General features: G+C 48.1%; 20 protein-coding genes. 10 read left to right on the top strand and 10 right to left on the bottom strand.

The genetic code is table 11. The features are described 5' to 3' along the window. Positions 1-43: 43 nt before the first annotated feature. Genes M1D90_RS19815 through M1D90_RS19800 form a run of 4 tightly spaced genes read left to right on the top strand, consistent with a single transcriptional unit; the run spans position 44 to position 3,651 of the window. The gene (locus tag M1D90_RS19815) at positions 44-997 is read left to right on the top strand and encodes an ABC transporter permease (protein ID WP_026580546.1); all 954 of its coding nucleotides are present in this window, start codon (positions 44-46) and stop codon (positions 995-997) included. After that, entirely contained in the window at positions 987-1,931 is a 945-nt protein-coding gene (locus M1D90_RS19810) for an iron chelate uptake ABC transporter family permease subunit (protein WP_059231855.1), read from the top strand. Before M1D90_RS19815 ends, M1D90_RS19810 begins: the two co-directional genes overlap by 11 nt. Next, positions 1,931-2,689, top strand: coding sequence for an iron ABC transporter ATP-binding protein (locus M1D90_RS19805; RefSeq protein ID WP_103750272.1), 759 nt, complete (start codon positions 1,931-1,933; stop codon positions 2,687-2,689). The genes M1D90_RS19810 and M1D90_RS19805 overlap by 1 nt, the downstream gene beginning before the upstream one ends. Positions 2,690-2,703: 14 nt before the next feature. Then, positions 2,704-3,651, top strand: a complete 948-nt coding sequence (locus M1D90_RS19800; protein WP_023855630.1) for a siderophore ABC transporter substrate-binding protein — start codon at positions 2,704-2,706, stop codon at positions 3,649-3,651. Between the two features lie 181 nt (positions 3,652-3,832). Here M1D90_RS19800 and M1D90_RS19795 read toward each other — a convergent pair whose 3' ends face one another. The 5 genes from M1D90_RS19795 to M1D90_RS19775 all read right to left on the bottom strand — a co-directional run bounded on the left by M1D90_RS19795 (position 3,833) and on the right by M1D90_RS19775 (position 8,244). Next, complete coding sequence (locus M1D90_RS19795; RefSeq protein ID WP_026580547.1) at positions 3,833-5,254, bottom strand: MDR family MFS transporter; 1,422 nt, start codon at positions 5,252-5,254, stop codon at positions 3,833-3,835. An 11-nt stretch (positions 5,255-5,265) separates the two neighbouring features. Beyond that, a complete protein-coding gene (locus M1D90_RS19790) occupies positions 5,266-6,153 on the bottom strand; it encodes a TetR/AcrR family transcriptional regulator (RefSeq protein WP_229105608.1) in 888 nt (295 codons plus the stop codon). A 94-nt stretch (positions 6,154-6,247) separates the two neighbouring features. Further along, positions 6,248-7,090 (bottom strand): isocitrate lyase/PEP mutase family protein, encoded by an 843-nt coding sequence (locus M1D90_RS19785; protein ID WP_195537017.1) that lies wholly within the window; start codon positions 7,088-7,090, stop codon positions 6,248-6,250. 110 nt (positions 7,091-7,200) lie between these two features. Beyond that, the gene (locus M1D90_RS19780) at positions 7,201-7,938 is read right to left on the bottom strand and encodes an NADPH-dependent oxidoreductase (RefSeq protein WP_059231859.1); all 738 of its coding nucleotides are present in this window, start codon (positions 7,936-7,938) and stop codon (positions 7,201-7,203) included. An 18-nt stretch (positions 7,939-7,956) separates the two neighbouring features. Next, complete coding sequence (locus M1D90_RS19775; RefSeq protein ID WP_059231861.1) at positions 7,957-8,244, bottom strand: putative quinol monooxygenase; 288 nt, start codon at positions 8,242-8,244, stop codon at positions 7,957-7,959. Positions 8,245-8,421: 177 nt separating this feature from the next. Between M1D90_RS19775 and M1D90_RS19770 the strand changes: the two genes are divergently transcribed. Continuing rightward, positions 8,422-8,718 carry an ArsR/SmtB family transcription factor gene (locus tag M1D90_RS19770; protein ID WP_020450179.1) on the top strand — a complete coding sequence of 99 codons (297 nt, stop codon included), beginning with the start codon at positions 8,422-8,424 and terminating at the stop codon, positions 8,716-8,718. 64 nt (positions 8,719-8,782) lie between these two features. Here M1D90_RS19770 and gabR read toward each other — a convergent pair whose 3' ends face one another. Beyond that, on the bottom strand, positions 8,783-10,213 hold the full coding sequence (gene gabR, locus M1D90_RS19765) for a MocR-like transcriptional regulator GabR (protein ID WP_026580552.1): 1,431 nt from the start codon (positions 10,211-10,213) through the stop codon (positions 8,783-8,785). A gap of 103 nt (positions 10,214-10,316) precedes the next feature. Here gabR and gabT point away from each other — a divergent pair, with 103 nt between their 5' ends. The 3 genes from gabT to gabD are packed head-to-tail and all read left to right on the top strand — an operon-like array spanning position 10,317 to position 14,424. Continuing rightward, a complete protein-coding gene (gabT, locus tag M1D90_RS19760; RefSeq protein ID WP_039073209.1) occupies positions 10,317-11,630 on the top strand; it encodes a 4-aminobutyrate--2-oxoglutarate transaminase in 1,314 nt (437 codons plus the stop codon). Positions 11,631-11,663: 33 nt separating this feature from the next. Then, the gene (locus M1D90_RS19755; protein ID WP_043054059.1) at positions 11,664-13,055 is read left to right on the top strand and encodes an APC family permease; all 1,392 of its coding nucleotides are present in this window, start codon (positions 11,664-11,666) and stop codon (positions 13,053-13,055) included. Beyond that, positions 13,030-14,424, top strand: a complete 1,395-nt coding sequence (gene gabD, locus M1D90_RS19750) for a succinate-semialdehyde dehydrogenase (protein ID WP_130569388.1) — start codon at positions 13,030-13,032, stop codon at positions 14,422-14,424. The genes M1D90_RS19755 and gabD overlap by 26 nt, the downstream gene beginning before the upstream one ends. A 43-nt stretch (positions 14,425-14,467) precedes the next feature. Here the strand turns inward: gabD and M1D90_RS19745 are convergent, their stop codons facing one another. After that, positions 14,468-15,352 (bottom strand): DMT family transporter, encoded by an 885-nt coding sequence (locus M1D90_RS19745; protein WP_026580556.1) that lies wholly within the window; start codon positions 15,350-15,352, stop codon positions 14,468-14,470. Positions 15,353-15,514: 162 nt separating this feature from the next. On the opposite strand from M1D90_RS19745, the gene M1D90_RS19740 reads away from it, so the two are divergent. Further along, positions 15,515-16,006 (top strand): hypothetical protein, encoded by a 492-nt coding sequence (locus tag M1D90_RS19740; protein WP_026580557.1) that lies wholly within the window; start codon positions 15,515-15,517, stop codon positions 16,004-16,006. Positions 16,007-16,053: 47 nt separating this feature from the next. On the opposite strand, the gene M1D90_RS19735 is transcribed toward M1D90_RS19740, so the two are convergent. The 3 genes from M1D90_RS19735 to M1D90_RS19725 are packed head-to-tail and all read right to left on the bottom strand — an operon-like array spanning position 16,054 to position 18,939. Beyond that, complete coding sequence (locus M1D90_RS19735) at positions 16,054-16,698, bottom strand: YcnI family copper-binding membrane protein (protein ID WP_396278985.1); 645 nt, start codon at positions 16,696-16,698, stop codon at positions 16,054-16,056. A 2-nt stretch (positions 16,699-16,700) separates the two neighbouring features. Continuing rightward, entirely contained in the window at positions 16,701-18,347 is a 1,647-nt protein-coding gene (locus tag M1D90_RS19730; RefSeq protein ID WP_035400577.1) for a copper resistance protein CopC, read from the bottom strand. A gap of 19 nt (positions 18,348-18,366) precedes the next feature. Further along, positions 18,367-18,939, bottom strand: a complete 573-nt coding sequence (locus tag M1D90_RS19725) for a DeoR family transcriptional regulator (RefSeq protein ID WP_039073212.1) — start codon at positions 18,937-18,939, stop codon at positions 18,367-18,369. Between the two features lie 261 nt (positions 18,940-19,200). Here M1D90_RS19725 and nirB point away from each other — a divergent pair, with 261 nt between their 5' ends. Beyond that, entirely contained in the window at positions 19,201-21,504 is a 2,304-nt protein-coding gene (gene nirB, locus M1D90_RS19720) for a nitrite reductase large subunit NirB (RefSeq protein ID WP_396278987.1), read from the top strand.

Genomic DNA, 21,504 nt, shown 5'->3' with positions numbered 1-21,504 from the left:
CGGCGGAGGGGTTTGCTTTGTTGTGCAAGGAGGCTACTGCAGCATGAAATTACGATACTTATTGCTAATGCTCATCATTCTTTCAATCAGCTCGATATTCATCGGCGTTAAGGAGCTTTCGCCTCTTGATCTTTTCCGCTTTAACGAGGACGAAATTCAAACGCTTTACATAAGTAGAATTCCGCGCTTGATTAGCATCGTGCTTGCGGGAATGAGCTTGAGCATTTGCGGGCTGATCATGCAGCAGCTAACGCGCAATAAATTTGTTTCACCGACCACCGCTGGAACGATGGATTGGGCGAGGCTCGGTGTGATCATTGCGATCGTGCTTTTTTCGTCTGCAGGAATTGTGGTTAAAATACTGTTTGCCTTTGTTTTTGCACTGTTTGGCAGTTTTTTGTTCGTCAAAATTTTGGACAGAATCAAGTTCAAAGATGCGATCTTCATCCCTCTCGTCGGTATGATGCTCGGAAGTGTTGTCAGCGCCATCTCCACTTTCATGGCTTATCAGTACAATATCATTCAAAACGTCAATGCATGGTTTGAAGGGAATTTTTCGCTGGTCATGAAGGGGAGGTATGAGCTCTTATTTCTGAGTATACCGCTCGTTATCATTGCCTATCTGTTCGCCAATAAATTTACGTTGGCCGGGATGGGGGAGTCTTTTTCCATCAATCTTGGATTGAATTATAAGCGGGTGGTCAATATCGGATTGATCATCGTATCTATTATTTCGTCCGTCGTCATCCTGACGGTCGGCACGCTTCCCTTTTTGGGTTTGATCATCCCGAACATCGTGTCCATCTACAGGGGAGATCATTTGAAAAACAGCCTGCCTCATACGGCGGTTCTCGGAGCCGTTTTCGTCTTGTTTTGCGATATAGCGGGACGTCTCGTCATTTACCCGTACGAAATTTCGGTTGGTTTGATGGTCGGCATCATCGGGAGCGGCGTTTTTCTTTACTTGCTTTTAAGGAGAAAAGCCTATGCGTCATAAACAGAAAATGCTTATACTCATCGTGATAGCGGCAGCCTGCATCAGCTTGTTTCTGTTCTACGGATTGCCGTCTGTATGGGAATATGCGCTTCCGCGGAGGTTTGCCAAAGTTTTTGCGATCATCGTTGTCGGTACAGCCATTGCGTATTCGTCGATGATTTTCCAAACGATCACAAACAACAGAATTTTGACGCCGAGCATCCTCGGACTCGATTCTCTCTATGTTCTGCTGCAAACCGGGATTATTTACTTTTTCGGTGCAGCCAAACTCGCCGATCTTGGTAAAAACGGCAATTTTTTATTGTCAACCGGTTTGATGGTCTGTTTTTCATTTGTGTTGTTTTTCCTGATGTTTCGCCGCGGGGGAAGGCACATCTTCTTGCTGCTGTTAGTTGGAATCGTATGCGGCACATTGTTCAGAAGCCTGTCATCCTTTATGCAAATGTTGATCGATCCGAACGAGTTTCAAGTTGTTCAAAACAAGATGTTTGCCAGCTTCAACAATTTGAACACGGACATTTTAATGCTTGCTTCGCTCATCATTCTGGCGATTCTCGTTTACGCTTGGCGGTATAATCCGTACTTTGATGTCATTTCGCTCGGCAGGGATCAAGCCGTCAACCTCGGAATCGATTACGACCGGACGGTGAAGAAAATGCTGATCGTCGTCGCCGTTCTCGTCTCCGTATCTACTGCACTTGTAGGGCCGATCACATTTTTGGGGCTGCTCGTCGTCAATGTGGCGCGGGAAGTATTTAAAACGTATAAGCACAGCGTCCTGATTCCCGGAGCGGTTTTGTTCAGCATCATTGCGCTTGTCGGGGGCCAGTTCATTGTTGAAAAGCTGTTTGGTTTAACGGTGACGCTTGTTGTGATCATTGATTTTATCGGCGGGATTTATTTTATTTACCTGTTGCTGAAGGAGCGTAAATGATGATAGAAGTACGAGATATCATGAAACAATTCGGAGAGCAGACCGTTGTTCATCCCACGACTTTAACGATAAAAAAAGGAATGATCACGTCCTTCATCGGACCGAACGGAGCGGGGAAAAGCACGCTTTTGTCCATCATCAGCAGGCTGATTGGCATGGACGCCGGAAAAGTGCTGATTGACGGCAAGGAAATCAGCGCATACAAAAGCAATGATTTAGCCAAAAAAATCAGCATTTTAAAGCAGTCCAACCAGATCAACATCAGGCTGACTGTCAGGGAGCTCGTCAGTTTCGGCAGATTTCCTTATTCACAGGGAAGGCTCTCGAAAGAGGACTGGGCATATGTCGACGAAGCGATTGATTATATGAAGCTGAGAGACATTGAGCATAAACACCTCGATCAGTTGAGCGGCGGCCAGTGCCAGCGTGCTTTTATCGCAATGGTCATCGCTCAGGATACCGACTATATATTGCTTGATGAACCATTAAATAACCTCGATATGAAACATTCAGTAGAGATAATGAAGCTCTTGAAAGACCTTGTCGAAAATCGCGGTAAAACGATCGTCATTGTCATTCATGACATTAATTTTGCCTCGGTTTATTCAGACAGAATCGCAGCCCTGAAAAACGGGCGGATTGTAAAAGAGGGGCCGGCGGAAGACATTATCCAAACGCCGGTGCTGAAAGACATCTATGATATGGACATTCCGATCCAACAAATCGGAGACCAAAAAATCTGTGTATATTTTAAATGATGAGGTGACTTGAATTGAAAAAACTATCTTTATTGATTATGGCATTGATAACCGTTCTTGTCGTATCCGCCTGCGGAAACAAAGCTGCTGATACAGATGCAAAATCTTCCTCTAAAAAAGAAACCGTCACAATTAAACATAACAGCGGTACAACAGATGTACCGAAAAACCCGAAAAAAGTCGTTGTCTTCAACTTCGGAATGCTTGACACGCTTGATGAGCTTGGCTTGAGCGATCGCGTTGTCGGCCTTCCGAAACAAACCCTCCCGTCTTACTTGAAAAAATACAAAGACAGTAAATACGAAAGCGTCGGCGGACTAAAAGAGCCTGATTTTGAAAAAATTGCAGAGCTTGACCCCGATTTGATCATCATCGAAGGCAGACAGTCTGAGCAGTATGACGAGTTTAAAAGGATCGCACCGACGATCGACATCGAGCTTGACCAGAAGAACTACATGAACAGTTTTAAAGAAAATACCGAAAATATTGGAAAAATCTTCGGTAAAGAAGATGCTGTCAAAGAAGCTCTTGCGAAAATCGATGATAAAGTAGAGAAAGCCAACAAGCTTGCGAAAGAAAAAGGCGGCAAAGGATTGGTCGTCTTAACAAGCGATAAACAAATCAGCGCGTATGGAAGCGGCTCAAGATTCGGTTTGATCCATGATGTGCTCGGCGTTGAACCTGTCGACAAAAACATCGAGGCTTCCCTTCACGGTCAAAGCGTCTCTTCCGAGTATATTTCTGAAAAGAACCCTGATTACCTGTTTGTCATCGACCGAAGCGCTGCCATCGGCGAAAAAGGAACAGCAAAAGAAGTCATTGAAAATGAAATTGTAAAATCAACAAAAGCTTATAAAAAGAGCCATATCACATATCTTGATCCAGGTTACTGGTACCTGTCAGGCGGAGGTCTTGAGTCCGTATCTGAAATGGTGACAGAAGTTGAAAATGGATTAAAATAAAAGAGCGAGGCTGCCGGTGTATCCGGCAGCCTTTTTGTCTGTTCAGGAGAAGAACTCGAATGATATTCATTTCATATGAAAGGAGACGCAGAGCAGGTCTTCATGCTTCTTACGCTTCAAGGGATCAAATATATCAAACCATATAAAAACACGCCAGTTTGATTGAACTGGCGTGTCAGGATCAGCGCGCCGGCTGGCCTTGTTTGTCGGCCTGCGGCTTCTTTTTCAATGTGAACGAAAGGATAAATCCGATCAGCGCCAAGACAGCGGCCACGATAAAGGCGGAATTCATGCCGTGAATGAGCGCATTTAACGGGTTAGATGCGGCAGCGTTTTTGGCTGAATTGCTCATGACGGAAATCAAAACGGCCGTGCCGATTGAACCGCCGATCTGGCGCATCGTATTGTTCATCGCTGTTCCGTGCGGGATGAGATGCATCGGAAGTGCATTGATGCCAGCGGTTGTGAGAGGCATCATAATCATGGAAGTGCCCATCATCCGCAGCGTATAAATGACGATAATAAATGTCAGCGAAGTATCCATTTGCAGATCCGCAAACGGGATCGACGTCAGCAGCAAGATGGCAAAACCGATAATCGCAAGACCTTTTCCACCGATCTTGTCAAAAATCCGGCCGATGATCGGCGACATGATACCCATTGCTATCGCGCCCGGCAGAAGCATCAGACCGGAATCGAAAGCTGTCACGTCTCTGACGTTTTGCGTATACAGCGGCAAAATGGTTTCAGTACCGATCATTAATGCAAAAACGATCATACCGAGGAGCGTTGTTATCGTAAAAGTCCACGATTGGAAAACGCGAAACTCGAGTATCGGCCTTTTGATTCTTAATTGTCTAGAGATAAAGAAGAACAGAGCGACTGCACCGACTGCAAAGGAAATTAAAACGGTATTGCTTCCCCAGCCTTCTGATCCGGCGTTGCTGAAGCCGTACAATAAACCGCCGAAACCCAGGCTGGACAGGATAATAGATAAGATGTCCACTGATGTTTCTCTCAATTTCGTAACGTTTTTCATCAGTAAGATGACAAGCACAAGATCAATCAGGGCAATTGGCAGAATAATATAAAATAAGTATCTCCATGTAAAGCTGTCGACGATCCAGCCTGACAATGTCGGTCCGATGGCCGGTGCAAATGCGATGACCAAACCGACCATACCCATTGCAGCCCCGCGTTTTTCAACCGGGAAAATCGTTAAAAAGATCGTCTGCATGAGCGGCATCATAATTCCCGCACCCGCGGCCTGGATGATTCGCGCCGCAAGGAGAACCGGGAAGTTAGGCGCAACTGCGCCGACGACCGTTCCCGCCACAAAGATGCTCATCGCGGCGATGACGAGCGCGCGGCTCGAAAATTTTTCGATTAAAAAGGCGGTAATCGGAATGAGAATCCCGTTTGTCAGCATGAACGCCGTTGTCAGCCATTGAGCTTTTGTAGCGTCTATGTTTAAGTCTGCCATAATATGCGGCAGTGCCGTAACCAGAAGCGTTTGGTTCAAGATCGCGATAAACGCCCCTGCAATGAGCAAACCTACGATGATATTTCTGTTGTATGTCTGTTGTTCAGTTCCTGTGTTCATATCAATCCCTCTTATTCTTTGATACTAATTGTTTGTATTTGTGAAACATCGCATTGGAGCGCCTCGATTTTTCCAAGGTAATCAAGGAGAGCCTTAATTAAATACGTGCGGGGCTCATTGGCGAAAAGCTCCTCGCTCAGCAAATCTGCGGCAGACAGCAATTCTGTCACGGAAACGTCGTCTTGTGGCAGCGAGGAAATCTTGTTTTTCAGTTTTTGCAAAAGGTCTTCAAGCAATTCCTCTTTTTTGAGCGGTGCCCAGCATGATGAGAAATTCGTATAGGAGGCAATAATGTCTTCATTTAATGAACTTTTCTGATCTTCGTTCAGCTTTTTCTCTATGAAGAGATCCAGAACCGACATAATGAATGGCGGAATCGTTTTAACGTCAGGCTGCGCTTTTCCAGTGCCGACTAAAAACAGGAATTCTCTCATCAAACCGTGGAAAATGATGACGATATCCCATATAAACGGCTCCACCTCTTCGCCGTACGCTTGAATGATAGAGTCTTTATGCCAGCTGATGATCAGCGATTTTGTTTCTTTCAGATGCTTTTTAAATACCGCGGTATCGGGAGACGATCCCTCATTGGAGAGGAAATTGATAAATTGGCGGTTTTCCCTGAATTCCGTAATCTCCAAAGCGATTTTTTTAGCGAGTCTTTCTTTTGGCGTCAGCGAGGTTTCCGTATTGATGATGGCGCTTTTGTTCAGCATTTCATGCTTTCTGAACTTGATCAATGCCAGCAGAAGATCTTCTTTAGATTGAAACAGTTTATAAATAGATGCTTTTGACATTTTGCATTCTTCAGCGATCGCTTGCATTGCAACGTTATGATAGCCTTTTTGGGCAAACAGCTTTTTGGCGGCCCTTAAGACTGCTGCTCTTTTTTCGTTCATTCCGGCTCCTTCTTTCGCAATGATAAAACTCATGGGTTACGAAAAAACCCATGAGTTTTCATAAATGAAATATTAACAGACCGAACTGTTTAGGTCAACGATTTTGTTTTGGGTTACGATGAAGGCTGATCCAATCGGCAGCTTCGCCGTATGAAAGGACTCCGTCCGTCATATGACTGAAGGAGCCGCGGGTGATGATGTCTTCACCGATCTTTTTCACCAGCGACAGGGCGGCTCTGAACGGGGCGGATCCGCAGCTGATTCTTTCGATCCCCAGTTCGGAAAGAATTTGTAAAGAGGGAGTGTGTGAGCCGGCCAGTACGTTGAGTGGTCCGGGTATACCTTTTCTCAGCCGTGCAATGGTGCCTGTATCATTGGCTCCGGGGATAAATATGCAGTCCGCGCCTGCTTGTCTGTACCGATTTGCCCGCCGGACGGCTGTTTGAAGCCGGGAACCGGGAGCGTCTGCATTGAGCCAGTATACATCCGTGCGGGCATTGATCAAAACAGGAAGGTTCAGTTTTTTGACAGCCGCAATTTTTTCTTCCATTAATGTTGCATCACAAAGCGGCCGGCAGGGGTCTTTCGTTCCGTCTTCAATATTCATACCGACAACGCCGGCCGCTGCGGCTTTTTTTGCGTTTTCAGCAACTGCTTCCGGTGATTGGCCGTAACCCGCTTCAAGATCCGCGCTGACGGGAATATCGACGGCATCCGTGATGGTTTTCAGGACGGAAAGCAATGTTTCAAAAGGGAGATGTTCGCCGTCGGGATAGCCGAGGGACATGGCAATTCCGGCGCTGGTTGTGCCGACTGCTTTAAAACCGCAGTTTTGAAACGCTTTGGCGCTGGCCGCATCCCAGGCATTCGGCAGAACGAACGGGCCTGACTGATGATGGAGGTCTAGAAATGCTTTATATTTTGCAAATGGTTTCATGTGTTCCACTCCTTTTTTACATATTGTAAAGGTAAAGACCTTCGATGCTCATCGAAATGTGGAATGGAACGCATGAAAAAAGGCTATCGATCACCGATAGCCTAAAGTATCTATTCGAGTTTAAATCCTTGTTTCTCAAGCATCTCACGGATGTGAGGATAATACACTTTATTGTAATAAGCGGATATGCCCTGAGACCAGTTTCTTGTTTCCTGTCCGTTTGTCCGTTTTGTCATGTATTCGGATATTTCTTCATCGTACGCGTCGATCAGCGGTTTTAAGTCAGGTTGATAGGTTTCGCTGTGCCTTACCGCTTGTTCAGGAAGTCGCGGCTTTTTCGCGGAGCGGTCCGCCGGATGGCCGACGACAAGCCCTGCGACAGGGAAGACGTATTCGGGAATATTGAGCAGCTCGATCAGCTCTTCTGCACGGCCGCGGACAGCGCCGATCGGCACAGTGCCAAGCCCCATCGATTCAGCGGCCGCTGTGGCCGTACCGAGAGCGATGCCTGCGTCGACAGCTCCGACAAGCACGGATTCCATTCCGTCTGTGATCGCAAGCGTTTCGCCGTTTTTCTCAAGGGCGATTTTCGCACGGTTGAAGTCCGCGCAGAACAAAAGGAAAACGGGGGCCTGCTCGATCCAGACCTGTCCGCCGGCCAATTCGGCGATTTTCTTTTTCCGTTCTTCATCTTGAACCGTAATCACGGTGACCTGCTGGCCGTTGATTGAAGTCGGTGCGGCTTGAACGGCTTGAATGATCTTGTCCAGCTGTTCAGGGTTCACGGGCTCATCTGTATAGCTGCGAATCGATCTATGGTCTGTCAATGATTTCAATACTTCATTCATTTAAACGTCATCCTTTCTTTAATCCGGTGTGTGCGTTTTAACCACATTCAGCGGTTCTGATAAAAGGTCGCCCGCGGCTTGAACGAAAGCTTGAAAGTGCTCTGTCTGATTATGGGCGTCAATTGCGTTTTGATCTTTCCATTGCTCAAGCATGACAAATGTATTGGCATCTTCGGTATCTTCAAACAGCTGGTATTGGGCATTGCCGGCTTCAGCTCTTGAATGTTTAAGCAGCGGTTGTACGCTTTCGAGAAAGGCGTTGCGTTTTTCTGGTTTTACTTTCATATAGGCTTGCAATACGATCATCGGTTCAAACCTCCGTCATGTCATTTAGAATTCCTTTGCGTGTACGTTGTATACACAGTGAATTGATTGTTCGAAAATCATCGAACAATTGCATCGTAACATGTCTTTGCTTTGGCGGCAACCTATTTGCCTTCTTGACGAATTGTCTTGAAGTTAGGATTATGATACATTTAACCCATGAAAACAAATGAAATGAAGTTAATATCTGTTCTCCATGCCTTGAGTGATCCATACAGGCTTGAGATTGTCAAAGCCCTGGCTGACACAGCCGAGAAAACGTGCGGTACATGCACAAATCTCAATATCGCAAAGTCTACGCTGTCCCACCATTTCAAGGTGCTGAGAGAAGCGGGACTGCTCAAAGTCCGCATTGAAGGGAAGCATCATTATTACTCCCTCTGCAAACGGGAATTGGAGGAGCAGTTTCCGGGACTGATTGAGGCGGTTCTCCAGGTAGAAAAGGAACGGTGGTAAACGGGCAGACGTTGGCTTTCTAAAGCCAAGTTGATACCGGCAGGAGCGAACCTGCCGGTATTTTTTAAAACTTCTCATCACCGCATACCGCTTCATAAAGCTTGGCAGTCCCTTTGTCGATCTGATCGGCAGCGATTTTAGCAAATCCAAGCACGAGCGATACTGTTCCTTCATGTTTTGTCTGCTCTTTCTTTAACGTAAACCGGTTCATGCCGTAAACCTCGACCCGTCTATCCTTTGCTCTTGATAAAACCTCTTCTTCACTTCTATCTGTTTCAAAATCGGCCACAAAGTGAAGGCCTGCGCTTTCGCCTTTAATTTTCACCCGGCCGTTAAAGGTTTTGACAAGGCTTCCGATCAGCCTTGTCCGCTTTTCTTCGTAAATCTGGTTCATTTTCTTGATGTGCTTTTGGTATTCCCCCGATTCGATCAATTCCTGCAAGGCGAGCTGTGTTAAAACGCTGCTCGATTGAATCGAGAAATGGTGCCTTTTTCTGTATCGCTTCAGCAGCTTTTGCGGCAGTACCATATAGCTGATTCTCAGACCCGGAAGAAGCGATTTTGAAAACGTGCCGATATAGATGACTTTCTCAGAGCGGTCAAGGCTTTGCAGGGCGGGGATCGTATCGCTCCCATATTTGAATTCGCTGTCATAATCGTCTTCCACAATATAGCGGTTTTCCCCGTCGGAAACCCAATTTAAAAGCTGAATCCTTCTCGATACCGGCATAATGATTCCTGTTGGAAACTGGTGTGAAGGCGTGACAAATAAAACATCCGGATTCAGACGGTGAATCTCGCTGATCCGCATTCCTTTATGATCGAGCTGAATCGTGGCCACTTCTTTCCCTTCATTTTTCAGCAGTCGATAAATGCGGCTGTATCCCGGCTCCTCCATCGCATAGACGGCTGAGGCGGGGAGAAGATCCTGAAGCGTATGAATTAAGGACTGCGTGCCTGCGCTGATCACGATTTGTTCGGGGTGACACTTGACGCCTCTCGTTAAAGCGATAAACCGTGCGATCGTTTGGCGCACTTCGTAGACACCTTGCGGATGCGTCATTTCTCCAAGTTCGTTTACATGAGAAGAAACCGCTTTCTGTTCACAGCGAAGCCATGTTTTAAATGGAAAATGCGCCGTATCGACGCTCATATGGGAAAACGATATCCAGCCGTCTTTGCTTGCCGGCTTTTCAACCAGTTCTTTTTCCAATTGAAAAGGGCCGGGATGGCGGCTGGCATGGAACGTTTCGATCTGCTCTACAAAAAAGCCTTTTCTTTCACGTGAATAAAGATAACCTTCTGCCAGAAGCTGCTGGTAGGCAGCGTTGACCGAATTAATGCTGACGTTCAATGCTTCGGCGAGCTCGCGCTTGGAAGGGAGTTTTTTTCCCGGCAAAAGATTGCGGCTGAAAATTTCTTCTTTAATCCGTTGATAAATTTGGTGATAAATATAATCCGCATCCTTGGAGCGGTCAATCGGTATCGTAATCATAGCGCCTCCCCCCTGGTACCTTTGAAAATTAATGATTGGTACTTTTCATCATACCAAAAAATATTCAGAATTATAAGAAATAAGAGTGGGGGAGAGATTTTTTATGAGTCTGAACACAAAAGCATTCACAACGGAAGATTGGCAGGCCAAACGGGATCAATTTGTGGCAAGGGGTGTCTCCAACGGAAACCGTCATCTGGCCGCTAAAGGGGAAGGGGCCGTTTTATACGATATTGACGGGCGCCGTTTTATCGATTTTGCCGGGGCGATCGGTACATTAAATGTCGGGCATTCACATCCGAAAGTTGTAGAAGCTGTCAAGCAACAGGCCGAACAGCTCATTCATCCGGGTTTTAACGTCATGATGTATCAGGCCTATATCGAATTGGCGGAAAAACTTTGCCGGCTTGCACCGGGCTCACACGAGAAAAAAGCGATTTTCCTGAACTCGGGGGCGGAAGCCGTAGAAAACGCCGTGAAAATATCCAGAAAATATACGAAGCGTCAAGCAGTCGTTTCTTTTACCCGCGGATTCCACGGGCGCACAAACATGACGATGAGCATGACGAGCAAGGTAAAACCATACAAATTCGGATTCGGCCCTTTTGCACCTGAAGTATATCAGGCGCCGTTTCCTTACTACTATAGAAAACCTGAAGGGATGACTGATGAAAGCTACGATGACATGGTTATTCAGGCATTTGACGATTTCTTCGTCTCGTCTGTTGCTCCGGAGACGGTCGCTTGCGTTGTCATGGAGCCGGTGCAGGGAGAAGGAGGATTTATTATTCCTTCCAAACGGTTTGTGCAGCATGTCGCAGCCTTCTGTCAAAAACACGGCATCGTTTTTGTCGCCGATGAGATCCAAACAGGCTTTTCCAGAACAGGCAAATATTTTGCGATTGAGCATTTTGATGTCGTTCCTGATCTTGTGACGGTGTCAAAATCGCTGGCTGCCGGCGTTCCGCTCAGCGGTGTCATCGGCCGGGCGGAAATGCTTGATGCGGCGGATCCGGGGGAACTCGGGGGCACATACGCCGGAAGTCCGCTTGGATGCGTAGCCGCTTTGGCAGTGCTCGATATTATCGAATCGGAACAGCTCAACAAACGCTCTGAAGAAATCGGCAAAGCCATTGAAGAGCGGGCGCATGAATGGAAGGTGAAATATCCGCAGATTGGTGAAGTTCGCAGACTTGGCGCGATGGCGGCGCTTGAAATTGTCCGGGACGAAAAGACACGGGAGCCGGACAAAGCCGCTGCGGCCAAGATTGCCAAGTACGCCAATGAACACGGCCTGCTCTTGTTGACGGCAGGTATCAATGGCAACATTATCCGTTTTCTGTCTCCGCTTGTTATTACTGATGAATTGCTTGAGGAAGGGTTCGGCATCATCGAAGAAGCGCTGAAACAGCTCTAGTTTGACATCTTCTAAAGGAAGGGGCGGATATAGATGGGTAAACAGCAAATGAAAAAAACGATGTCGCAGACGGATGTGCTATTTTTAGCAATCGGGGCTATGCTCGGCTGGGGCTGGGTCGTCCTTTCCGGCGACTGGATTTCGACAGCCGGTTTTTTGGGCAGCACCATCGCATTTATCATCGGCGGCATACTGGTCATCTTAATCGGGTTAACATACGCGGAGCTGTCTTCTGCCATCCCTGAAACGGGGGGCGGCTTGGTTTTCGTCTACAGGGCGTTTGGCCGGAAAACGGCTTTTGTCGCCGCTTGGGGTGTGCTTTTCGGCTATGTTTCGGTGATCACATTTGAGGCGGTCGCATTACCGACCGTCATCGATTACGTCCTGCCTGTCGAACATCAAGGGTTTCTCTGGTCGCTTAGCGGCTGGGACGTGTATGTCACTTGGGTGTTGATCGGTTCAGGGGGTGCGGTCGTCCTGACCGCGCTCAATTACTTCGGCGTCAAGCCGGCCGCGATTTTTCAGTCGGTTTTTACGATCGCGATTATCGCCACGGGCTTTCTCCTTTTGGGAGGCGCTTTGGTAAACGGTAATGTTGAACATATGCAGCCCCTTTTTAAAGACGGATTCTCCGGGATGATGTCCGTCCTCGTCATGATTCCGTTTCTGTTTGTCGGATTTGACGTCATCCCTCAGGTTGCGGCTGAAATTAATGCCCCGAAAAAAATCATCGGCAAAATTTTGATTATTTCGATCGTCAGTGCGGTCGTGTTTTATTTGCTGATTGTTTTCGGCGTGACGATGGGGCTGTCAGAAAGCGAGCTTGCAACGACTTCTTTGGCGACCGCGGATGCAATGGTCAATCTGCTCGGGAACCAGCTGTTCGGCACGGTGCTTGTCCTCGGCGGAGTCGCCGGCATCATTACAAGCTGGAACGCATTTATCATCGGCGCGAGCCGCATTCTGTTTGCCATGTCTGAAAAAGGCATGGTGCCGAAATGGTTCGGCTTCATCCATCCGAAGTATAAAACGCCGACGAACGCGATTTTGTTTCTGGGAGCGCTGGCATTTTTTGCACCGCTGCTCGGGCGCCCTGCCCTTGTTTGGATCGTCAATGCAGGGGGAACAGGTATTATAGTCGGATATTTGATCGTGTCGATTGCATTCATGAAACTGAGAAAGACAGAGCCGGATTTAAACAGGCCGTATAAAATCAATAAGTGGAAAACGACGGGTATATCTGCTATCCTCTTAAGTGTTATCTTTCTTGCCTTTTATTTGCCAGGCATGCCGGCCGCGCTCACATGGCCGTATGAGTGGCTGATCTTGGCAGGATGGACATTGATCGGTTTTCTTTTATACAACAGCAGTTCAAAACGTAAAGGGGAGGAGATTCAACATGACCAGCATGCTAGAAGTATATAATCCTGCGACTGGAGAAAAAATCAAATCGGTTCCCCAGCAATCTGCAAAGGAAGTCGAAGAGGCAGTCGTACGCTCGCATGAAGCATTTCAAAAATGGTCGAAAACATCGGCTTCAGAACGAGCGGGCTTACTGAAAAAATGGTTCGATTTGATTGTGGAGCAGAAGGACGAGCTGGCAAAATTAATTACGCTTGAAAACGGCAAGCCGTACGCTGAAGCACAGGGAGAAGTCATATATAGCGCAGGCTATATCGAATGGTATGCGGAGGAAGCAAAACGCATCTACGGAAGAACGGTTCCCGCATCTGTGACGAACAAGCGCATCATCGTCACGCGCCAGGGAGTCGGTCCTGTTGCGGCGATTACCCCGTGGAACTTTCCGGCGGCGATGATCACGCGAAAAGCGGCACCGGCTTTGGCGGCAGGCTGTACCTTTATCATCAAGCCTGCGCCTGACACGCCTTTAACGGCGCTTGAGCTCGTTCGCCTCGGCCACGAAGCGGGCATTCCGAAAGACGTCCTTCAGTGTGTGATCGGCGACGGAAAAGAGATCGGTTCTATTTTTACAAGCCATCCGCTGATCCGCAAGATTACGTTTACCGGGTCAACGCCTGTCGGCAAACATTTAATGAAAAACAGCGCCGAGACGGTGAAGCATGTGTCAATGGAGCTCGGCGGCCATGCTCCGCTGATCGTTGATGAAGATGCCAACATCGACCTCGCCGTTAAACAGACGATGCTGTCGAAATACAGGAATGCCGGACAAACGTGCGTCTGTGCAAACCGTCTGATCGTTCATGAATCGGTTAAGGATGAATTTGCAGAAAAACTCCGCGCGGAAGTCGCCAAGCTGAAAGTCGGAAACGGACTTGAAGAAGGTGTATCAATCGGCCCGGTCATCAATAAAAACGGCTTCCAAAAAATAGTTGATCAAATCAATGACGCGGTGGATAAAGGGGCGAAAGTTCTCATCGGCGCCGAATACGAAAGCGATGATGAGAAATCATGCTACTTTGTCCACCCGACAGTGCTGACGGATGTTGATCCTTCAATGACGATCATGCATGAGGAAACATTCGGTCCCGTTGCGCCGATTACGACTTTTAAAACGCTGGACGAAGCAGTCAAGCTCGCCAATGATACGCCTTACGGTTTAGCGGCATACTTCTTTACGGAAAACTACCGCCGCGGCATCTATTTATCCGAAAATCTTGATTACGGCATTCTCGGCTGGAATGATGGCGGACCGTCAACCGTTCAGGCGCCTTTCGGCGGCATGAAGGAAAGCGGCATCGGACGCGAAGGCGGACAGGAAGGCATCGAGCCGTATTTGGAAACAAAATATTTGTCTATCGGTTTGGATGAATAACAAGACAACATGAAAACCCGCCCGCATATCCACGGGCGGTTTTTTACGCTTTCACTTGTTCAGCGTTCATTTTATTCTTTTTGGGCTGATAGGAAATATAAAAAATGCCCAGCAGAAGCAATGCGATTCCGGCCCAGGAAACAAGAGGCAGCGATTCCTTGACAAGCACGGTTCCTAAAAGCGACGCCGTGAGCGGTTCAGCCAGCGACAGGGTCACCGCTGTTGAGGCGGGCACTTTTGCCAATCCTGTCGTAAATAACAGGTACGCGGCACCGGTTGCAATGACGCCGATATAGAGGCTGACAGCCGATCCCTGAACCGATAAGATCCAGCTCAAATCGTACAGAAACAACAACGGGGCAAGCAATACAGCGCTTAAAAAGAACACGGTGCCTGTGACAGCCTCCGGCTTCTGCTGTTGCAGGAGCTTTTTGCTTGTCAGCGTATAGACGGCAAAGGAAAGACCGGCGCCGAGTGCGAGCAATATGCCGAGAAAGCTCCCTCCCGATGAGGCGGAAGGGATGAATAACAAGGATACGCCTGCTATCGCTGCAGCCGTTGCGATCCACCATTTCGCTTGGGGCACTTTTTTGAACACGAGCCATTCGAGGCAGCCGGCGATAATCGGAGCGCTGCCGATGGCGACGACCGTTCCGACGGCGATCCCTGAGAGACTGACAGCTGAAAAAAAGAAAGGCTGATAAAATGCCATGCTCAATGCTGCGATAATCAGCGTTTTAACGGGCCAGCCGCTGCGTTTTAATTGACCGCGCAAAGCCGCGAACAAGAGCAGGGTGATGCCGCCGACCGCCATTCTGACAGCGCCGAACACAAGAGGCGCCGCTTCTTCAGGCGCGAACGCCTGGGTTGTTCCCGTCGTTCCCCATAAAATGGCCGCAAGCAAGACAAACAGAATCGATACTTTCATACTCCGATCTCTCCCTACTCAATCATTCAGAACTTTTTCTATTGTAAGATAAGTTTGTCAATTTTTGAATCACCGTATTGGAAATTTTCCTGCAAAGAGGATATATTCAACGCTGGCCGAATTCATATAATGCCCTAAAACAATTAAAGTCGGAGGAAGCGGATGAAAAAACGAACAGTTTTATTATTTTTGGCGATCTTGGTTGCGGGTTGTGCGAGCGCCCAAGAAAATGATGAACAAACCAAATGGGTGAACAGCGAACAGGAAGCGATTGAGGACGGTATTCGTTACGAGAACATCACAAAAGACGATATTATAGACAAAATCGATTTAAACGGCGAACAAGTCGTCGTTTTTCGATTCGGCGATTCGGAGGGAGAGGGAATTTGCCTCGCTCACATCAAACGGGAAAACGGCAAATATCAATGGTACCGCGACTTAAATTACGCAATTGTAAAATCGGATCACCCGAAAACGGAGAGTGCGGAAGCTTCTTCACCGTTCACAACGCCTAAGGGAAGCAAGTACACGTTATATACAGGGGATGCCGCTCGCCTGAATGGAACATTTGAGACTGATGACGGGCTTCATTTAGAGGCGGTGGTCGATCAAAAAACGGGCATGTATTATCAGATCGTGCGGGATTCGAACTGAAATGGGCACAAAAAGGCTGTCGGGATATTCCCGACAGCTTTTCATTTTTACGCTTTCTTTTTGCGCACTGTCAAGAGCAGCGCAGCACCCCCAAGAAGCACGGCGAGGATCGACAGGATGAGGGAAGCGGTTTGAATCCCTTGTCCGGCTTGACCGTCTTCGTTTTCTGCGGCTGTGTTTTGTTTCGTTGAAGCGCCGTGTGCGTCAACCGTTTCGTGCCCGAGCTTTGCAGCATCGACAATGCTTGTGATCGCATGCGGGGTATCGGCGTTTTCATCGCCGGTCCACTCGACAATCGTGCCGTCTTTATAATATTGGTAAGCGTTCCAGGCGGCCTTTTGTTCTTTGTCAGGGTTTTTGGCGGTGAAAGTAAACTGTTGGAATTCACCAGGCTGAATGCCGCCGTTTTCGGCTTCCCACGTCACCCTTGTCACTTTCTCGTTTTTACCGGTTTCAGTGCTTGTTTTCCAGCCTGGCACCGGTTCATACTGCTGAAATTCAACACCGTCCGGCATGCTGAGAACGACCTTGGTTGTGGCGTTGTCTTTTTCAACCGGTACTTTGACGGTGTATGTTTCCCATGAGCCTGCTGCTGATTCTCCCGGTTTTACCGTGACATGTGCGCTGACAGGCACGGAGAAAAGCAAAAATGATGCTAGGATTGCACCCAGCCATAATGTTTTTTTAAACATAATCAAAACTCCTTTTTATTAATTTTTGCATTGAAAACCGTTCTGATCTCCTCAAATGACGCCGTTAACCCGTGAACGCGGATTTTCCAGATGCCGTCTTCGCTTAAATTTAAATTTTTCGTTTGAAAAACGCCGTCTTTATTTTTGCTGAGGCTGAACGTGCTCTCTTTGTCATCCCCGAAAAGCCCGGTTTTCTCAACGGTTAATTCGATTTTTTGAATATCTTTGACGACGTCTCCTTTTCTGTTTCTGACTGTGACTTCAAACGCATTTGAGCCCGGCATGTTCGGGCTGATTCGGAGCGACAGCGTGTTTCCTTCCGTCAATTGCTTCGTCTCACTGAAAGGCTGCGGCAGCGGTGCGGGCGGACTTGGAATATTGGTGAAAACCGCCGTGGTCACCAGAATGAGAAGTCCGACCGCCCATTCAGCCTTCAGCGAACGGGCGCCCTGCTGTTTCGGCGCTTTTCTAAAACGGAAATAGTGTAATGCCCCGAGTCCGATCATGAGAAGAACGAGGGCCGCTTTTACAAGGAGCGCTTTTCCGTAAGCCGTCCCTAGCAGGTTATCCAGTGTGTGAACAATGAAGAAGCTGTTGAAAAGGCCCGAGAATATAAGAAGCCCTGCAGAAGCGAGCGCCCATGGCGAGAAGCGCCGAATGGTTTCCCATATTAAACTTTTGTCAGGCTTCAGCCAGTCTTTTCCGAAAAACAGCACAAACATCGCGAGTCCGCCCGTCCAAATGGAAGCGGTATTCAGATGGATGAAGTTCATCACGATTGTCATATAGCCGGCGCTCGTCGAAGCGGCATGGCCGTCGAGCGATTTGACGAACAAAAGCCCGGCAAAAAGGAACAGGCTCAAGATCGCGCTCTTCAGACCTTTTCTGTTCGAACAAAAAACAAGCAAGGCGATGATGGCGATGTTGATCAGCCACAGCATTCCGCCCGTCGTATTCAGAAGCGTTTCTTGCAAAAGCGAAGGCTGGAAAGCCCCGATCCAGGAAACGCCCGCGTTTACTTTGGTTTGCAGGGGCAGCTGAATGATGATGGCGGCCCCTGTCAATAAGAGCGCCGCATTCTTGATCCGCTTCAGACGGCGCCGTTTGCCACCCGGCCAGCCGTTTTCAGGGCGGTACCATACGAGCTGAAAGAGAGCGGCCCCCATGAACAGGGAGAAACCGGTATACAAAAGGACGCGTTCCATGACGGTATCGGCTGCCGGCAGGCCTGATGCTTGTTTTTGCTGATCTTTCGGCAGCCCGCCTTGAATGTTTCCGATGCTGAAAGGGATCGTGCCTGATACGGGATGCCCGTCTGCTGATACAGCTCTCCATTCGGCCGAGTAGATATCATCCTTCAATTTCGGTTTCAGCATGACGGTCATGATTTTGGCGTTTTGCGGATCGATTTCCGTTTTGCCGGAATCAACGCGCTCACCCGACGAATTTCTGACCGTTATCGAATGAAACCCGTTCTGAATCGCTTCATTGAATTCGATCTTGATTTCTGCAGGCGCTTTTTTCAGCTCCTGATTTTCAGCGGGAGTTGATTTTACGATATATGCGTGAGCAAAAGCGGCTTTTGGCAGCAGAATGATACAAAGAACAGCGAGAACTGTCCAGAGTGTTGCTCTTTTCATCACATTCATCCAATCTTTTAACAAAATTTCACGTCTTCAGGCTGCAGCAGCTGTTCTTCATCGTTTTCTGGACGAGAAGCGCGGCATCGTCAAACGATAACAGCTGCCCGCCAAAGCCTTTTTTGAATTTCCGTGCATCCGCTTCAGAAGCGAAAGGGATCGCCTGCGGCTCGCAGCAGTTCAAATGAAGATTCGTATCCAGCAAAAAGACGGCGGCTTTGGCGCTGATCGTCGTATCTAGCAAAAAATCCCTGCAGATTATCTGGGAGACGTCATCTTTCACTTTCTCATAGCGGAGCATTGCGCAATGGGCACAGCAAAATTGTTCAATTTGACTGTCGTTTTTTACAATTTGCACGGAAAGCCTCGAGCCTGCCCCTTTTCCGCACACGACGCAAAGCTGCCCAAGCTGCTGCTTCGGCTTGTTTAGCGTGATTCCGCCTGCCGTCTTGATGACCTGTCCGTTTTCAACAAGCGGTTTAATGTCGCGGTAAACGGTCATTTCAGAGACGTTCAGCCTTTTCGAAATTTCTGAAATGCGCAGAGATTCTTCTTCTTTGACCCACGCCAATATCTGCTGTCTTCTTTTAATCGGTAGCATTCTCCTCCTCCATTCCTTATGTTCTTTACTTATAAGCCTAGTAGATTGCAGGAAAAGAAACAAGCAGAACGTGATAAAAAATGTGATAAAATGTTGAACTTTAACATCGGCGGCCAAAGCCGTTAAATCGTCATCAATGAGTACTGGTCAAACCGTCCTGTTTCTAAAATTTTTTGTCAGGAAATGTAACAGGTTTGAACGCTTTAGCGATGCAATGTGAAATAATAATCCAGAGCAAAGCTGCAGAGAGGAGGGGAGAAAATGGGGAAACAAAGGCTGGTTTTAATAGGAAACGGCATGGCCGGAGTTCGCACGGCCGAAGAAATTTTACAACACGGCGGGAACCAGTTTGAGATCGTCATCATCGGCAGTGAACCACACCTCAGCTATAATCGGATTCTGCTGTCTTCTGTCCTTCAGGGAGAAACGGATTGGAACGATGTGATGACAAAAAGCCGGAGCTGGTATGAAGAAAACGGGATTACACTTTATACAGGGGAAACGGCTGTCGCAATCCATACGGTTAAACAGACGGTGGCGACAGATCAAAACCGCGAAATCGCTTATGACAAACTGATTATTGCGACGGGCTCTTCCCCGTTTATTCTCCCGGTTCATGGTGCAGATAAAGAAGGGGTATATGGTTTTAGAACAATAGACGATTGCCGGGCATTGATAAAGGCATCAAAGCGGTTTAAAAAAGCGGCCGTTATCGGCGGGGGAATTTTGGGCCTTGAGGCGGCGCGAGGGTTGGCAAACCTCGGGATGAAGGTTGATGTGATTCACCACTCTTCCTGCATCATGCAGAACCAGCTTGATCCGCCGGCATCTGCCATGCTCCAGAAAGAGCTGGAGCGCCAAGGGATTCATTTTCATTTGGATAAAGATGCAGAGGCGATTTTAGGAAGATCCCGCGCCAAGGGTGTGCGGTTTAAAGACGGGACGAAGATCAGCGCCGATCTCATCGTCATGGCTGCCGGTGTCAGACCGAATATCGAACTGGCCAAGGCAAGCGGTATTGCAACCAACAGGGCGATCATTGTCAGCGACTATATGGAGACAAATGTGCCAAATGTCTACGCCGTCGGTGAATGCGCGGAGCATAACGGAACGGTCTATGGCTTAGTCAAGCCATTGTATGAACAGGGGAAAGTGCTGGCCAAACATATTTGCGGCCTCGAATGTGTTGGTTATCAGGGCTCCGTCCAGTCCGCAGCTTTAAAAATGTCCGGCATCGATGTCTTTTCGGCAGGGAAAATCACAGAGGACGACTCGACGACGGCTATTAAACTTTTTGACGAAGCGGCAGGAGTCTATAAAAAAGCGGTTTTTCAAGAGGATAAAATGGCCGGCGTGATTTTATACGGAGACACCAGCGGCAGCCGAAGGCTGTTGGAAAGCATCATCAAACAAAGGGATATTACCGTTGTCAAAAAAGAGCTGTTTCAATCGGAAGAAGACAGTTCAGTCGCTTCTATGGCGCTTGGTGAAACGATCTGCCAATGCAACGCGGTTTCAAAAGGCGCGATCATGGAAGCCATACAGACGCACGGTTTAAAGACGGCCGAGGAGGTCAAAGGCTGTACAAATGCTTCCGGATCATGCGGCGGCTGCAGGCCGTTAGTCGAAGAACTGCTGCTCCATACCGCTGAACAGGATGATTACGTATCTGCGGCGGAACAGCCGATGTGCGCCTGCACTTCATTCACGGAAGATGAAGTCGTGAACGAAATACAGATAAGAAATCTTTCTTCCGTTCACGAAGTCATCTCGGCGCTCGGCTGGAAAAACAGCAGCGGCTGCCGGATTTGCTTGCCCGCGATTCACTACTATTTAAAAATGATCCGTCCGGACATCATCTATAAGGAGCGCGATGAGGAGACGAATATAATGATTCCGCAAATGTACGGAGGCCGAACGAATGCCGAAGAGCTGAAGCGCATTGCAGAAGTGATTGAAAAGTATCAAATACAAGAGGTGTACATGACACACCATCAGAGATTAAAGCTTGCTGGTATCAAGCCGGAGTATATAGAGCGCGTGAAAGAAGAACTCGGCATGCCGCATTGCCCGCCGCCTCAGCATGGGATCGCCGCGGTTAAAACGTGCACATGCGGTTCACGAGGCGAACCGCAGATACAAACATTGGCGGCAGACTTGGAAAAAGCAGCAGAATCCCTCCTCATTCCGGCCAAGGTCTCGATCGGGGTGTCGGGCTGTTTGGATGATTGCGTGTACGCTTCAGTTCATGACATCGGACTTCTCAAAGTAAACGGGGGCTGGGAGATTTATGCGGGCGGCCAAGGAGGCCAGCATGCTTCTCCGGGAGAGCTGCTTTCAGTAGCCGACTCGGCGGAGGAAGCGGGGGAATTCATGAAAGGCCTTCTTCAATATTACCGTGAAACAGCAAATTATCTCGAGAAGGTCGGGCATTGGATTGAACGCGCCGGCATCATTCATATCCGGGAAGTTTTATTTGACAACGGACTTCGCGGCCAGCTGATCGAACGGCTTGAAAAAGAGAAGCGGCTGGCTCAGCAAGAAACGATAAAAGGGCTGATGTGA

The sequence above is a fragment of the Bacillus sp. JZ34 genome, assembly GCF_053903205.1.
Note: the sequence above shows the minus strand (reverse complement) of the source record. Positions and strands in the feature narration are given on the sequence as shown.